Below are 14,691 nucleotides of genomic sequence, written 5' to 3' on the forward strand. Positions count from 1 at the left end.
CGGCTCCTCGCGTGCGGTCGTGTTCGGGCTGCTCGAACGCGGCATCAAGCGCGTCCATCTCGCCAACCGTACCGACGCGCGGGCCGAGGCGCTGGCAAAACAGTTCGGGCCCAGCGTGTGTCCTGTGACGTGGGACGGCATCGACGACGTGCTGCCGCGCGCAAAACTTCTCGTGAACACGACCTCGCTCGGCATGCATGGCCAGCCATCACTCGATGTTGATGTCGCACGCCTGCCGCCGGCGGCGGTCGTAGCCGACCTCGTCTATGTCCCGCTGGTGACGCCGCTGCTCGCTGCCGCAGCGGCGCGTGACCTGAAGACCGCCGACGGGCTCGGCATGCTGCTGCATCAGGCGGTGCGCGGCTTCGAGCTGTGGTTCGGCCGGCGGCCAGAGGTCACGGCCGAGCTGCGGGCGCTGGTCGAGGCCGATCTCACAAAGTCTTGAGAGAATAGCAGGCGTGGTCCGGAGTTCTCCATCCGTGGGGATAACCGGAGACCGTCATGTCTGTTCAACGTGCAACTTTCACACGTCCGCTGATCGCCGTCGCGATGGTGGCTCTGTCAATCGGCTGCGCAATCGCGCAGCAGGCGCCGACGTTGCGCATCCGCGGCACCATCGAGAGCGTCGACGGCAACACGCTCGGCATCAAGACGCGCGAAGGCAGCGACGTGAAGGTGCGTATGACCGACAACGTCGCCGTCTTTGCCGTGGTCAAGACGTCGTTGTCGGAGATCAAGGAGGGCTCGTACATCGGCGTCACCGGCCTGCCCGAGCCCGACGGCACGCAGAAGGCGATCGCGGTGCATATCTTCCCGGAGAACCAGCGCGGCGCCGCCGAAGGTTTCCGTCCCTGGGATGCCCGCGCCAACTCGACCATGACCAATGCAACCGTGGCGCAGACGGTGAAGGGCACCGACGGCCAGAACATCACCGTCAAGTACAAGGACGGCGAGAAGAACGTGGTGGTGCCGCCGGACACCCCGATCGTCACCTTCGTCGCCGGCGACAAATCGGAGCTCAAGCCGGGCGCCAAGCTGATCATCTTCGGCGCGGCGAAGAAGGATGACGGCTCGCTGGAGGCCAACAGGGTGAATGTCGGGCGGGACGGGATAACGCCGCCGATGTGAGGCGGGATACCGTCTCAACACTATCGTGTGGGCCGGATCTCGTAGGGTGGGCAAAGGCGCACTTGCGCCGTGCCCACGCCATCTCTCTCATTTGTGCAAAATGGTGGGCACGCTTACGCTTTGCCCACCCTACGGCACCGCTGCTGCGCCTCACATCGCAATGATATGATCGTCGATCTCGTCGATCCGGTTGACGCCGCACAGGCCCATGGTGGTGAGCAGCTCTTTCTGGATGATGTCGATCGCCTTGGCGACGCCGGCCTGGCCGCCGGCCCCCAGGCCATAGGCGTAGGCGCGGCCGAGCATGCAGGACTTTGCGCCGAGGGCGAGCGCGCGCATCACGTCCTGGCCGGAGCGGATGCCGCCGTCGAACATGATCTCCATCTTGTCACCGACCGCGTCGGCGATCTCCGGCAGCACCTCGATCGATGACGGCGCGCCGTCGAGCTGACGGCCGCCATGGTTGGAGACGACGAGGGCCTGCGCGCCGGTCTTGGCGGCTTCCTCGGCATCCTCGACGTCTAGGATGCCCTTGATGATCAGCTTGCCCGGCCAGATGCTGCGGACCCACTCGACGTCCTTCCAGCTCAGCGAGGTGTCGAACTGCGACGCTGTCCATTCGGCAAGGCGGTTGAGATCCTCGGTGTTCTTCACGTGACCGGCGATGTTGCCGAAGGTGCGGCGCTTGCCTTGCAGCACGCCGGCGACCCAGGCCGGTTTGCTGGCGAAATCCAGCAACTTCGATAGCGACCACTCGGGGGGCACCGTCATGCCGTTCTTGATGTCGGCATGGCGCTGGCCGATCACCTGGAGGTCCACGGTCAGCACGAGCGCGCTGCACCTGGCCGCGATGGCGCGCTCGATCAATTCCTTGATGAAGCCGCGGTCCTTCATGACGTAGAGCTGGAACCAGAACGGCTTCTCGACATTGGCGGCGATGTCCTCGATCGAGCAGATCGACATGGTCGATTGCGTGAACGGGATACCGGCGGCCTGTGCGGCGCGGCAGGCGTGGATCTCGCCGTCGCCATGCTGCATGCCGAGCAGGCCGACGGGCGCGAGCATCAGCGGCATGGTCGAGGGCTCGCCGAGGATCGTGGTCGAGGTGTCGCGCTTGGAGACGTCGACCAGGATGCGCTGGCGGAACTTGATCGCCTGCATGTCCTCGCGGTTGGCGCGCAGCGTTTCCTCGGCGTAGGAGCCGCGGTCGCAATAGTCGAAGAACGCCTTCGGCACGCGGCGCTTATGCAGCGCGCGAAGATCGTCGATACAGGTAATATGCTTCATGCTCGTTTCCCCGGCCCGTCTGACTCGGAAGTCTTGCATCGGAAGATTTCGAGGTCATCTAGCATGGTTGGATGCACAGCCAAATCGTTTGCAGAACGTTTTGCAGGAGAGCGCCATGACGAGGCCGCACGCTGGACCTTCCCCGGAAGAGATCAAGGAGAAGCGCGATCTCGAGGCCGCGCTGGAAGAGGGGCTGGAGGAGACCTTTCCGGGCTCCGATCCCGTCAACGTCACCCAACCGGCGCCGAGCCGCGGGGATGGCCATGTGAAGCGCTCGGACTGAGGCGGGTTCCCTCGTCTTTTCCGGCTCGCGCGGGAAGCACAATGTTAACAATACGTTATCAGGTCAATGCGGCGCGGTTCCGTAATGATTCATCATATTTTTTGAAGCCAAGTTAGCCGCACAGGCATTATAAGAGCCCCAGCAAATCAGGGATGCGGGACCCGTTCGGGCAGCCCGTGGTTGTATTGGGGATCCCTGGTTGTTGCTCGGGGGACGATATGAGTCGCAAATATTTCGGGACGGACGGGATTCGGGGCCGCGCCAACGGACTGATCACGCCGGAGCTCGCGCTCAAGGTCGGCCAGGCCGCTGGCCTCGCATTCCAGCGCGGTGATCATCGCCACCGGGTGGTGATCGGCAAGGACACCCGCTTGTCCGGCTACATGATCGAATACGCGATGGTCGCGGGCTTCACCTCCGTCGGCATGGACGTGCTGCTGGTCGGGCCGATGCCGACGCCGGCGGTCGCGATGCTGACCAAGTCGATGCGCGCCGATCTCGGCGTGATGATCTCGGCCTCGCACAATCTGTTCGAGGACAACGGCATCAAGCTGTTCGGCCCGCAGGGCTTCAAGCTGTCCGACGACGTCGAGCGGCAGATCGAGCAACTGCTCGACGAATCCCTCGACAAGAGGCTCGCACAAAGCGCGAGCCTGGGCCGCGCTCGTCGCATCGACGGCGTGCATGACCGCTACATCGAATTCGCCAAGCGCACGCTGCCGCGCGATCTGTCGCTGGACGGCCTGCGCGTCGTGGTCGATTGCGCCAATGGCGCCGCCTACAAGGTGGTGCCGGAGGCGCTGTGGGAGCTGGGTGCCGACGTCGTGCCGATCGGCGTCGAGCCCGACGGCTTCAACATCAACAAGGAATGCGGCTCGACCTCGCCGGAAGCCCTGTCGAAGAAGGTGCGCGAGATGCGCGCCGACATCGGCATCGCGCTGGACGGCGACGCCGATCGCGTCATCCTTGTCGACGAGCGCGGCCATATCGTCGACGGCGACCAGCTGCTCGCCGTGATTGCGCAGAGCTGGAAGGAAGACGGACGGCTGTCGCGGCCGGGCATCGTCGCCACCGTGATGTCCAATCTCGGCCTCGAGCGTTTCCTGAACGGGCAGGGGCTCGATCTCGTGCGCACGCCGGTCGGCGACCGCTACGTGCTCGAGCAGATGCTGAACGGCGGCTATAATCTCGGCGGCGAGCAGTCCGGCCACATCATCCTGTCCGACTACGCCACCACCGGCGATGGCTTCGTTGCGGCATTGCAGGTGCTGGCCGTCGTGCAGAAGTTGCGCCGGCCCGTCTCTGAGGTTTGCCATCGCTTCGATCCGCTGCCGCAGATCCTCAAGAACGTCCGCCACAAGGGCGGCAAGCCGCTCGACGATTCCGACGTCAAGTCGGCGATCTCTGACGGCGAGAAGCGTCTCAACGGCCATGGCCGCCTCTTGATCCGCTCCTCCGGCACCGAGCCGGTGATCCGCGTCATGGGCGAGGGCGAGGACCGCCTCCTGGTCGAGGACGTCGTCGACACCATCGTCTCCGCGCTGGGCCACGCCGCGGCATAGGGCGCTCCATCCGGGCTACGAGCTTCGTAGCAAGACGGGCTAGTATCCTAGGGTGGGCAAAGGCGCACTTGCGCCGTGCCCACCATCTCCATGACCGCAAAGTTTTGGTGGGCACGCTTCGCTTTGCCCACCCTACGATTCCGGGCTCGCGGAGAGGCTCAAACCCGCGCATTCCAGCCATAAGCGATTGGCGGTGGTTCGAACGCCGCGTGCATCGTAACCATCAGATCGCGGCAATCTGCCGCGCCGGGATCGCTGCTTTGAACAAGCCTGTCGTCGTCTCAGAGGAAATGCTGGCCGAGCCCGTCGTCGTCGCCGACGCGGCACCCGCTGCCAAAGCGGCCGGGCCGGCTTATGTCGTGCTCGCCGGCATCAGCGTCTCGCACTTCCTCAACGACACCATGCAGTCGCTGATCGCCTCGGTGTATCCGATCCTGAAGGACACCTACGCGCTCGACTTCGCGCAGATCGGCATGATCACGCTGGCCTTCCAGTTCACGGCCTCGCTGCTGCAGCCGGTGGTCGGGCACTACACCGACAAGAAGGCCCAGCCCTATTGGCGATCGGCATGGCCTCGACCTTCTTCGGTCTCCTGCTGCTCAGCGCCGCGCACCAATATCTCGTCATCCTCGTCGCCGCCGCGCTGGTCGGCCTCGGCTCGGCGGTGTTTCACCCGGAGTCCGCGCGGATCGCGCGGCTCGCCTCCGGCGGCCGCTACGGCTTTGCGCAATCGGTGTTTCAGCTCGGCGGTAGTTTCGGCACCTCGATGGGCCCGGTGCTGGCGGCGCTGATCGTGGTGCCGTTCGGGCAGGGCAGCATCGCCTGGTTCTCCTCGATTGCGTTCCTGGCGATCCTCATCCTCTGGCGGATCGGTCGCTGGTATGCGCCGCAGATCAAGGCGAAGAAGACGGCGGCGCTTCAGTCCCATCCCGACGCGCCGAGCTCGCGACGCGTCGCCGTTGCGCTGCTCGTGCTTGTCGCGCTGCTGTTCTCAAAGCAGCTCTACGTCTCGAGCCTGTCGAGCTACTACATCTTCTACCTGATCGACCGCTTCGGCGTCTCCACGCAGGCAGCGCAGATGTATCTCTTCATCTTCCTCGCGGCGAACGCGGTCGGCGCGTTTCTGGGCGGTCCCTTGGGCGATCGCTTCGGCCGCAAGATCGTGATCTGGATTTCGATCCTGGGCGCGCTGCCGTTCACGTTGGCGCTGCCTTATGCCGGGCTCGTTGCGAGCGCTGTGTTGTCGGTCATCATCGGCCTGATCATCTCCTCGACGACGTCGTCGATCATCGTGTTCGCGCAGGAGCTGGTGCCGCACAGATTTGGAATGATCTCCGGCGTGTTCTTCGGCGTCGCCTTCGGCATCGGGGGCCTGGGGGCCGCCGTGCTCGGCAAGCTCGCCGATCACACCTCGATCGAGTTCGTCTACCAGGTCTGCGCCTATCTGCCGGCGATCGGCTTGCTTGCGGTGTTCCTGCCCAGGTTGCCCCAGCACACGCGTTAACAAATCTTGCTTCGCTGCATTGCGGCTTCATCAATCGTTAGCGATTGCGGCGCGCGACCGCCGCATTTTTGCAACGCTCCAGCCGCATCCGCGTGCAGGTAGAGAAAAATCAACCTTAAAAATTAGGGTTAAGTGGCGCTTAAACATTTGCTGGCATCGTCCGCTCCGTGAGTTTCCAGAACGTGAGGCCTGCGTATTTGCCTCACCGGCCAAAAGGACGAAGCCAATGCGTAGCGTTAAGTCTCTCCTTGCCGCGGGTGCGGCAACCCTGATCTCGTCGATGGCGTTCGCCGCCGATATGCCGATCGCGGCGCCCCCTCCCATGTACGCGCCGCCCGCTCCGCCCGCCGATTTCGGCGGCTGGTATCTCCGTGGTGACATCGGCATGACCAACCAGAGCGCCAAGCGCATCGAGAGCGCCCTGCCGGCTGGTTATTCGAAGACGACGGAAGGCCTCGGCTTCGACTCGGCCGGGCTGTTCGATCTCGGCGTCGGCTATCGCTTCAACAACTGGTTCCGCGCCGACGTGATCGGCCAGTACCGTGGTAAGTCCAATCTGCACGGCAGCGACAACGTCGTCGGCCCCGGCTTCGTCGGCGTCAACAATTACAGCGGCAGCAAGTCCGAGTGGGTCGTCATGGCCAACGCCTATGTCGATCTCGGGACCTGGTGGTGCATCACCCCGTTCATCGGCGCCGGTGTCGGCGGCTCGTACAACAAGATCAGCGGCTTCCGCGACGACGGCGTGTCATACAACCCGCTGCTCAACAACAGCGTCGCCTACTTCGCCGACAACGGAAAGTGGAACCTTGCCTGGGCCGCTCACGCCGGTCTCGCCTACAAGGTCAATCCCGGGTTCACCGTCGAACTCGCCTACAGCTACATGAACCTCGGCGACGGTGCGCCCGGCAACTTCCGTTTGTTCGACAACAGCGCCTCGGGCCCCACGTCGATCAAGGTCAAGGACATCACCTCGCACGACATCAAGCTCGGCGTGCGCTGGGATCTCAGCAGCCCGCCGGCCTACATGCCGCCGCCGCTGGTCACCAAGGGCTGATCGGCAGACTGATCGGTTAGGATTTCTTAACGGCGCGGGATCATCCCGCGCCGTTTTGCTTTGCGGATTTTTCATGGCCTGGTCGCGACGAAAGCGCCCGGCGCAACCATTGGTTAAGGTTAACAGGCGATGATCATCGCAACAGTTCGAGTCCGATGGAGCGTTGCGATGCGTAGGCTGATGTTGGCGGCAGCGATGTTGGGGACGGTGTCTGCCGCGCACGCGGCCGACATGCCGGACCTGCCGATCCTGCGCGGCGGCTTCACCGACGGTCTGTCGAAGACGAGCCATAATTGGGATGGCTTCTATGTCGGCGGTCACGCCGGCTACACGGCCGACGCAACCGATTTCAGCCAGAGCGTCGTCGGCCTGACCAACTATATCTTCCGCGACAGCGTGCTTCAGGCGCCGACCGCGACGTGGTCGCTGATGAACAAGACCAACACCCAGAGCACCAATTTCGGCGGCTTCGTCGGCCGCAATTGGCAATGGTACGATGCGATTCTCAGCCTCGAGGGCACCTACAGCCACTTCAATAATATGGCGACGTCGACCTCGGGGGCCAATTCGCTCGTGATCGTCAACCCGCCCGGCGAGGTGCGGGCCGCTGGCATCACCAACAACTATGCCGTGTCGCTGACCGGTACCGCCGCGGCACAAGTCAAGGACATGATCACTCTCCGCGGCCGCGTGGGCTGGGATGGAGGCAACTTCATGCCATACGCCTTCATGGGCGCCGCCGTCGGACGAATGGACGTTTCTCGTACCGTGACGAGCGTTGTGTCGCTCCGCCAAGACGTGACGACAACGGACCTCTTCGGAAACACGACGACGACGCTTGGAGCGTGGACCCCCGTTCCGGCGCAATCGGGAACGCAAGGGCAGCACAGGACCAACACCTTCGCCGTGGGCTGGACCGCCGGTCTCGGCTTCGAGTACTGCATCTGGGACGGTCTGTTCGCGCGCGTGGAATATGAGTATGTGAGATTCTCGCCCGTGATGAACACCGCGGTGACGCTGAACAATGCGCGCCTCGGGGTCGGCTACAAGTTCTGACGCCGCTTCGCCGCACCGCTGTTGACAGCTCCTCTGCGTCCTGATGCTCTGTCGCTCCAAGCGGGGCGCGACAGCGATGAAGATCTACGGCGACAGCAATTCCGGCAATTGCCTCAAGGTGAAGTGGGTCTGCGACAAGCTCGCATTGCCCTACCGCTGGATCGAGATCGACACGCGCAAGGGCGAGACGCGCACGCCGCAATTCCTTGCGATGAACGGTGCCGGCCAGGTGCCGACAATCGCCTTCGACGACGGCCGCACGCTGGCGCAATCCAATGCCATCATCCGCTACCTCGCCCGCGACAGCGCGCTCGTTCCGCGCGATGCCTTTGCTGCGGCCAAGATGGATGAATGGCTGTTCTGGGAGCAGTACAGCCACGAGCCCTATATCGCGGTGTGCCGCTTCCTGCTCGTCTATCTCGGCAAGGACGCCTCCGAGTTGGATCCTGAAAAGGTCAAGCGCGGCTATGCGGCGCTCGACCGCATGGAGCAGCAGCTGGCGGCCAGCCGTTTCTTCGCGGCCGAGGAAGTTTCGCTCGCCGATGTCTCGCTGCTCGCCTATACCCGCGTGGCGCATGAGGGCGGCTTCGACCTCGGCCGTTATGCTTCCCTCCGCCGCTGGATCGGCGAAGTCGAAGCGTTTCTCTGCCTTCCGCCGTCGCGCTGAGTTGGAGTTTTCGCCATGAGCGCCGAATCCGTCTCCATTCGCCGCGCGCGCCGCGACGACGTTCCCGCGATCGTGGCGATGCTCGCCGACGATCATCTCGGCCGCGCGCGCGAACGCGTCGAGGATCCGTTGCCTGCCGCCTATTACGACGCATTCGCGCGGGTCGAGCGCGATCCGAATCTGACGCTCGTGGTGGCCGAGAGCGAGGGCAGGGTGGTCGGCTGCCTGCAGCTTGCGGTTCTGCCGGGCATCAGCTCGCAAGGCGGCGTTCGCGGCCTGCTCGAAGACGTTCGCGTTGCCACTGATTGCCGCAGCCGCGGCATCGGCGAGCGTTTGGTGCAATGGGCAATCGCGGAAGCAAAGGCGCGCGGCTGCAATCTGGTCGAACTGCTGACGCATCAGACGCGAGTCGATGCGCAGCGTTTCTACAAGCGGCTCGGATTCACAGCGAGTCACGTCGGTATGACTGTCCGCTTTTGAGCCAGCTGCGTGCGGGCCTTGCGCGATCAGCAAATTCAGATCGCGCATTCGTTCATGTTAAGAGCCGGTAAACTACCCGTCGGTCGTTCACGTTGATGAAGGAACGATCGGTGCTACGGCGGCGTCTGACACCGGGCTCGCCTCGGTTCGGGGATTTCGATGACAAGCTATTCGATGATCAAGGTCGGCAACGATTACGTCGTGCAGGCCGATGACAAATGCATTTTGAAAGTCGGCAGCCGCCGCCGGGCCGCGCAATTGATCAGCGAAGCCACGGGCTTGCTGAATGCTCTCGCGGTCGTTGAATCCCCTGGTATCGCAGCGGAAGCACCATCAAGCCGCCGTGAGGCGCCGGAACTTCCTTGACTGCTCTGCCCGATTCCCGTATCAGCCGCGGCGGGACACCTCCCCCCAACGGGAGGCTGACTATCTGGAAGGGTAGATATTATGACTGTAGCGAAGCCCGCTTCGCGGCCGAACGTGCCGCATTTCTCCTCCGGCCCCTGCGCCAAGCGCCCCGGCTGGAACGCCCAAAATCTCAAGGACGCAGCACTCGGCCGCTCGCATCGCGCGAAGGTCGGCAAGACCAAGCTCAAGCTCGCGATCGACCTGACGCGCGAAGTGCTCGAGGTGCCCGCCGATTATCGCATCGGCATCGTGCCGGCTTCCGATACCGGCGCGGTCGAGATGGCGCTCTGGTCGCTGCTCGGTGCGCGCCCCGTCACCACGCTCGCCTGGGAATCCTTCGGCGAGGGCTGGGTCAGCGACATCGTCAAGGAATTGAAGCTCAAGGACGTCACCAAGCTGAATGCAGCCTATGGTGAAATCCCCGACCTGTCGAAGGTGGATCCCGCGAGCGACGTCGTCTTCACCTGGAACGGCACCACCTCGGGCGTGCGCGTGCCGAACGCCGACTGGATCAAGGCGGATCGCACCGGCCTGACCATCTGCGACGCGACGTCGGCCGCGTTCGCGCAGCCGCTCGACTGGGCGAAGCTCGACGTGGTCACCTTCTCCTGGCAGAAAGCGCTCGGCGGCGAGGCTGCGCACGGCATGCTGATCCTGTCGCCCCGCGCCGTGGAGCGGCTCGAAACCTACAAGCCGGCCTGGCCGTTGCCGAAAATCTTCCGCATGACCAAGGGCGGCAAGATCAACGAAGGCATCTTCGTCGGCGAGACCATCAACACGCCATCGATGCTCTGCGTCGAGGACTATCTCGATGCGCTGAACTGGGCCAAGTCGATCGGCGGCTTGAAGGCGCTGATCGCGCGTGCCGACGCCAACACCAAGGTGCTCGCCGACTGGAAGGCGGAGACGCCGTGGATCGACTTCCTGGCCAAGGATGTCGCGATCCGCTCCAACACCTCGGTGTGTCTGAAGTTCACCGATCCCGCCATCACCTCGCTGTCCGAAGACGCGCAAGCCGACTTCTCGAAGAAGCTGGTGGCGCTGGTCGAGAAGGAAGGCGCCGGCTACGACTTCGCCTATTACCGTGACGCGCCGGCCGGCCTGCGCATCTGGTGCGGCGCCACCGTCGAGGCCAAGGACGTCGAGCTGCTGACGCAGTGGATCGACTGGGCCTTCGCCGAGACCAAGGCCGCGCTCGCCAAGGCGGCGTGAGTTCTTACCCTCCCCTGGAGGGGGAGGGTCGACGCACCGTCAGGTGCGGCGGGGTGGGGTGATCTCTCCACACGGCGCACCGGCGATCTTCTTTATTGAGGCTTCACCCCACCCCGGCGCTGCGCGCCGACCCTCCCCCTCCAGGGGAGGGTGTGAAGGACACATCCCCATGACCAAACCCAAAGTTCTCATTTCCGACGCGCTCTCGCCCGCCGCCGTGCAGATCTTCAAAGACCGCGGCGTCGAGGTCGACTTCCAGCCCAATCTCGGCAAGGACAAGGACAAGCTCGCCGAGATCATCGGCAATTACGACGGCCTCGCGATCCGCTCCGCGACCAAGGCGACCGCAAAGATCCTCGACAAGGCGACCAACCTCAAGGTGATCGGCCGCGCCGGCATCGGCGTCGACAATGTCGAGATCCCCGCCGCCACGGCCAAGGGCATCATCGTGATGAACACGCCGTTCGGCAATTCGATCACGACCGCCGAGCACGCCGTCACCCTGATGCTGGCGCTCGCCCGCGAGATCCCGCAGGCCGACGCCTCGACCCAGGCCGGCAAGTGGGAGAAGAACCGCTTCATGGGCGTCGAGATCACCGGCAAGGTGCTGGGCGTCGTCGGCTGCGGTAATATCGGCTCGATCGTCGCCGACCGCGCGCTCGGCCTGCGCATGAAGGTGATCGCGTTCGATCCGTTCCTGTCGCCCGAGCGCGCCAGGGACATCGGCGTCGAGAAGGTCGAGCTCGACGATTTGCTCAAGCGCGCCGACTTCATCACGCTGCACACGCCGCTGACCGAGAAGACGAAGAACATCATCGACGCGGCCGCAATCGCCAAGATGAAGAAGGGCGTGCGCCTGATCAACTGCGCCCGCGGCGGTCTCGTCGACGAGCAGGCGGTTGTCGATGCGCTCAATTCCAAGCACATTGCCGGCGCCGCCTTCGACGTCTTCGTCGAGGAGCCCGCGACCAAGAACGTGCTGTTCGGTCATCCCAACGTGATCTGCACGCCGCATCTCGGCGCCTCCACCACGGAAGCGCAGGAGAACGTCGCGCTCCAGGTCGCCGAGCAGATGTCGGATTACCTGCTCACCGGCGCGATCTCGAACGCGGTCAATTTCCCCTCGATCACCGCGGAAGAGGCGCCGAAGCTGAAGCCGTTCATCTCGCTCGCCGAGAAGCTCGGCTCGTTTGCCGGCCAGCTCACCGAGAGCGGCATCCTCAAGGTCGAGATCACCTATGAGGGCCACGTCGCCGAGATGAAGATCAAGGCGATCACCTCCGCCGTGCTGTCGGGACTGCTGCGCCCGATGCTGGGCGAGGTCAACGTGGTGTCGGCGCCCGTCGTCGCCAAGGAGCGCGGCATGGTGGTCGACGAGATCGTCCGCGCCGCGCAGAGCGACTACGAAAGTTTGATCACCGTGACGGTGGCGACGGAGCGCCAGGAGCGCTCGGTCTCCGGCACCGTGTACCATGACGGCAAGCCGCGGTTGGTCGACGTCAAGGGCATCCGCGTCGACGCTGAATTCGGCAAGTCGATGATCTACGTTACCAACGAGGACAAGCCGGGCTTCATCGGCAGGTTCGCGAGCCTGCTCGGCGACGCCAAGCTCAACATCGCCACCTTCCATCTCGGCCGCGTCGCACCCGGCAGCGATGCCATCGCGCTGGTCGAGGTCGACGGCGCGGTGCCGGCGGATCTGCTCGCCAAGGTGCAGGCGCTGCCGCAGGTCAAGCAGGCCAAGGCGCTGACGTTCTGATCAAACTCTCACCGTCGTCATGGCCGGGGCCAGCCCGAGCATGACGCGTGGATAGAGTGACGTTCACATTGATATTCCGACCCGCGGAACAACGCCGCCTCCATCACCTGGAGGCGGCGTTTTTATTTCTCCCGCAGCCTTCCAACTTTGTGTACCAATGGGGGCAGGACGCTCCGTTCAAAATCGTTCGACAAGGGAGAAACACATGCGTGAAGCCGTCATCGTTTCCTATGCACGTACGGGCCTCGCAAAGTCAGGCCGCGGCGGGTTCAACATCACGCCGCCGATGTCGCTCGCGGCCCATGCCATTCATCACGCGGTCGACCGTGCCGGCGTGGAGAAGGATTATGTCGAGGATTGCTATCTCGGCAATTGCGCCCATGGTGCGCCGAACATCGGCCGTCAGGCCGCGCTGCTCGCCGGTCTGCCGAAGACCACGGCCGGCGTCTCGGTGAACCGGTTCTGCTCCTCGGGGCTGCAGACCATCGCGATGGCCGCCAACTCGATCCGCTCGGACGGCGCCGACTGCATCGTCGCCGGCGGCGTCGAGAGCATCTCGATGCCGGGCGGCGGCACGCCGAAGGAATCGATCGATCCTGAATTGCTCAAGGTCGCGCCCGATATCTTCATGGCGATGATCGACACCGCCGACATCGTCGCCGAACGCTACAAGCTCAGCCGCGAATACCAGGACGAGTTCTCGCTGGAATCGCAGCGCCGCATGGCGGCATCGCAGCAGGCGGGCAAGTACAAGGACGAGATCGTCCCGATGAAGACCAAGATGAAGGTCGTCGACAAGCAGACCAAGGCGGAGTCGATCGTCGACTACGTCGTCGACCGCGACGAATGCAATCGCCCCGAGACCACGATAGAGGGCCTCGCCAAGCTCGAGCCGGTGAAGGGCCCCGGCAAGTTCGTCACCGCCGGCAATGCCAGCCAGCTCTCGGACGGTGCCGCGGCGGTCGTGCTGATGGAAGCCAAGGACGCCGAGAAGCGCGGCCTCAAGCCGCTCGGCCGCTTCGTCGCCTGGGCCACCGCCGGTTGCGAGCCGGACGAGATGGGGATCGGCCCGGTGTTCGCGATTCCGAAGCTGCTCAAGCGCACCGGCCTCAAGGTCGACGACATCGATCTGTGGGAGCTCAACGAAGCCTTCGCCAGCCAGTGCCTGTACTGCCGCGACCAGCTCGGCATCGATCCCGCCAAGTACAACGTCAACGGCGGCTCGATCGCGATCGGCCATCCCTTCGGCATGACCGGCGCCCGTCTCACCGGGCATCTGCTGCAGGAAGGCGCGCGCCGCAAGGCCAAGTGGGGCGTGGTGACGATGTGCATCGGCGGCGGCCAGGGCGGCGCCGGCCTGTTCGAGATCTATAGCTGAGCCGGACCTTCATCGTCACCTGAAGACACGACAGCACGGCGCCACGAGCGCCGTGTTTTTTTTGACCGCGCCTGTGCATCTCACCGCGCATAATGTGCCGGCATAAACCTGTCGTTGGGACTGCGATGCCGACCGGATGAACGAGGTCGAGCGCGACGGCATTCAATGGTGGATCGGCGTCGCCATCGCGTTGATTGCATCCGCCGTGCTCGGCCTCGGCGTATTCATCGGGCGGTCGGTCTCCAGGCCGCTGTCCGCGATGCGGGCGGCGATGATCGAGCTCGCCAACGGCAATTTCGCCGTCGTCCTTCCCGGGCTCGGCCGTCCCGACGAAATCGTCGAGATCGCGCAAGCGGTCGAGACGTTCAAGATCAATGCCGAGCGGAAGGCGCAGGAAGAAGCCGAGGAGAAGATCAGGCAGGACAAGCTCGCCGCCGAGCGCCGCCGCGCCGACATGATCAGGATGGCCGACGATTTCGAGGGCGCGATCGGCGAGATCGTCGAGACGGTGTCGTCGGCGGCCAACGAGCTCGAGGCCTCGGCCACGTCCCTGACCACCACGGCCAGCCGGTCGACCGAGCTTGCCACGTTGGTGGAGGCTGCCTCGGAAGAGGCCGCGACCAACGTGCAGTCGGTTGCTTCCGCCGCGGAGGCACCCTCTCCCCGACCCTCTCCCGCAGGCGGGAGAGGGAGCGCACCTGCATCGCGGCGGCAGCCTGAATTGCTTCGCTGCGCTCGCAATGACGGTGGAGGCTACGCCCCCGCCAGCGCGGGCGCGAACACCACTTCGATCAGCGTACCTTGGCCGGCGCTCTTGATGTTGAAGCGGGCGCGGTTGGCTTCGACCAGGGCTTTGGTCAGCGACAGGCTGAGCGCCGCGCTGTCCGCGGCATCGCCCGGCGGCGGGGTG

General features: G+C 64.4%; 13 protein-coding genes and 2 pseudogenes. 14 read left to right on the forward strand and 1 reads right to left on the reverse strand.

The features are described from left to right. Together MOV74_RS15230 and MOV74_RS15235 are read left to right on the forward strand one after the other, a co-directional pair. Positions 1-445, forward strand: a 445-nt coding sequence (locus MOV74_RS15230) for a shikimate dehydrogenase family protein (RefSeq protein ID WP_404979144.1), incomplete at its 5' end; no start/stop codon positions are given. Between the two features lie 104 nt (positions 446-549). Further along, positions 550-1,128, forward strand: coding sequence for a hypothetical protein (locus MOV74_RS15235; RefSeq protein ID WP_246923562.1), 579 nt, complete (start codon positions 550-552; stop codon positions 1,126-1,128). 150 nt (positions 1,129-1,278) lie between these two features. Here MOV74_RS15235 and MOV74_RS15240 read toward each other — a convergent pair whose 3' ends face one another. Further along, positions 1,279-2,415, reverse strand: coding sequence for an alpha-hydroxy acid oxidase (locus MOV74_RS15240; RefSeq protein WP_246923524.1), 1,137 nt, complete (start codon positions 2,413-2,415; stop codon positions 1,279-1,281). 115 nt (positions 2,416-2,530) lie between these two features. Between MOV74_RS15240 and MOV74_RS15245 the strand changes: the two genes are divergently transcribed. The 12 genes and pseudogenes from MOV74_RS15245 to MOV74_RS15300 form a co-directional block, all read left to right on the forward strand. Then, positions 2,531-2,698 (forward strand): hypothetical protein, encoded by a 168-nt coding sequence (locus tag MOV74_RS15245; RefSeq protein ID WP_246923528.1) that lies wholly within the window; start codon positions 2,531-2,533, stop codon positions 2,696-2,698. 218 nt (positions 2,699-2,916) lie between these two features. Next, positions 2,917-4,260: a phosphoglucosamine mutase gene (glmM, locus tag MOV74_RS15250; RefSeq protein WP_246923532.1), complete on the forward strand. Its 1,344-nt coding sequence runs from the start codon at positions 2,917-2,919 to the stop codon at positions 4,258-4,260. 260 nt (positions 4,261-4,520) lie between these two features. After that, a pseudogene (locus MOV74_RS15255) lies at positions 4,521-5,764 on the forward strand (MFS transporter). 226 nt (positions 5,765-5,990) lie between these two features. Further along, the gene (locus MOV74_RS15260) at positions 5,991-6,821 is read left to right on the forward strand and encodes an outer membrane protein (protein WP_246923536.1); all 831 of its coding nucleotides are present in this window, start codon (positions 5,991-5,993) and stop codon (positions 6,819-6,821) included. Positions 6,822-6,989: 168 nt separating this feature from the next. Continuing rightward, positions 6,990-7,877 carry an outer membrane protein gene (locus tag MOV74_RS15265; RefSeq protein WP_246923540.1) on the forward strand — a complete coding sequence of 296 codons (888 nt, stop codon included), beginning with the start codon at positions 6,990-6,992 and terminating at the stop codon, positions 7,875-7,877. A 76-nt stretch (positions 7,878-7,953) separates the two neighbouring features. Continuing rightward, positions 7,954-8,544: a glutathione S-transferase family protein gene (locus tag MOV74_RS15270; RefSeq protein WP_246923545.1), complete on the forward strand. Its 591-nt coding sequence runs from the start codon at positions 7,954-7,956 to the stop codon at positions 8,542-8,544. Between the two features lie 15 nt (positions 8,545-8,559). Next, positions 8,560-9,024, forward strand: a complete 465-nt coding sequence (locus MOV74_RS15275) for a GNAT family N-acetyltransferase (RefSeq protein ID WP_246923547.1) — start codon at positions 8,560-8,562, stop codon at positions 9,022-9,024. A gap of 159 nt (positions 9,025-9,183) precedes the next feature. Continuing rightward, positions 9,184-9,390 carry a hypothetical protein gene (locus tag MOV74_RS15280; RefSeq protein WP_246923550.1) on the forward strand — a complete coding sequence of 69 codons (207 nt, stop codon included), beginning with the start codon at positions 9,184-9,186 and terminating at the stop codon, positions 9,388-9,390. A gap of 81 nt (positions 9,391-9,471) precedes the next feature. Next, positions 9,472-10,644 (forward strand): phosphoserine transaminase, encoded by a 1,173-nt coding sequence (locus MOV74_RS15285; RefSeq protein WP_246923554.1) that lies wholly within the window; start codon positions 9,472-9,474, stop codon positions 10,642-10,644. 169 nt (positions 10,645-10,813) lie between these two features. Next, a complete protein-coding gene (serA, locus tag MOV74_RS15290) occupies positions 10,814-12,403 on the forward strand; it encodes a phosphoglycerate dehydrogenase (RefSeq protein WP_246923556.1) in 1,590 nt (529 codons plus the stop codon). A gap of 205 nt (positions 12,404-12,608) precedes the next feature. Continuing rightward, positions 12,609-13,781 carry an acetyl-CoA C-acyltransferase gene (locus MOV74_RS15295; RefSeq protein WP_246923559.1) on the forward strand — a complete coding sequence of 391 codons (1,173 nt, stop codon included), beginning with the start codon at positions 12,609-12,611 and terminating at the stop codon, positions 13,779-13,781. 124 nt (positions 13,782-13,905) lie between these two features. Continuing rightward, positions 13,906-14,433, forward strand: a pseudogene (locus MOV74_RS15300) (HAMP domain-containing protein); the annotation flags it as partial. Between the last annotated feature and the right edge of the window lie 258 nt (positions 14,434-14,691).

Source organism: Bradyrhizobium sp. SHOUNA76, from assembly GCF_023006445.1.
In the GTDB taxonomy this organism is placed as follows: domain Bacteria; phylum Pseudomonadota; class Alphaproteobacteria; order Rhizobiales; family Xanthobacteraceae; genus Bradyrhizobium.

Coding starts and splice junctions, on each gene's coding strand:
- MOV74_RS15235 (WP_246923562.1), top strand. CDS start 550: ATGGTGGCTCTGTCAATCGGCTGCGCAATCGCGCAGCAGGCGCCGACG.
- MOV74_RS15240 (WP_246923524.1), bottom strand. CDS start 2,415: ATGAAGCATATTACCTGTATCGACGATCTTCGCGCGCTGCATAAGCGC.
- MOV74_RS15245 (WP_246923528.1), top strand. CDS start 2,531: ATGACGAGGCCGCACGCTGGACCTTCCCCGGAAGAGATCAAGGAGAAG.
- glmM (WP_246923532.1), top strand. CDS start 2,917: ATGAGTCGCAAATATTTCGGGACGGACGGGATTCGGGGCCGCGCCAAC.
- MOV74_RS15260 (WP_246923536.1), top strand. CDS start 5,991: ATGCGTAGCGTTAAGTCTCTCCTTGCCGCGGGTGCGGCAACCCTGATC.
- MOV74_RS15265 (WP_246923540.1), top strand. CDS start 6,990: ATGCGTAGGCTGATGTTGGCGGCAGCGATGTTGGGGACGGTGTCTGCC.
- MOV74_RS15270 (WP_246923545.1), top strand. CDS start 7,954: ATGAAGATCTACGGCGACAGCAATTCCGGCAATTGCCTCAAGGTGAAG.
- MOV74_RS15275 (WP_246923547.1), top strand. CDS start 8,560: ATGAGCGCCGAATCCGTCTCCATTCGCCGCGCGCGCCGCGACGACGTT.
- MOV74_RS15280 (WP_246923550.1), top strand. CDS start 9,184: ATGACAAGCTATTCGATGATCAAGGTCGGCAACGATTACGTCGTGCAG.
- MOV74_RS15285 (WP_246923554.1), top strand. CDS start 9,472: ATGACTGTAGCGAAGCCCGCTTCGCGGCCGAACGTGCCGCATTTCTCC.
- serA (WP_246923556.1), top strand. CDS start 10,814: ATGACCAAACCCAAAGTTCTCATTTCCGACGCGCTCTCGCCCGCCGCC.
- MOV74_RS15295 (WP_246923559.1), top strand. CDS start 12,609: ATGCGTGAAGCCGTCATCGTTTCCTATGCACGTACGGGCCTCGCAAAG.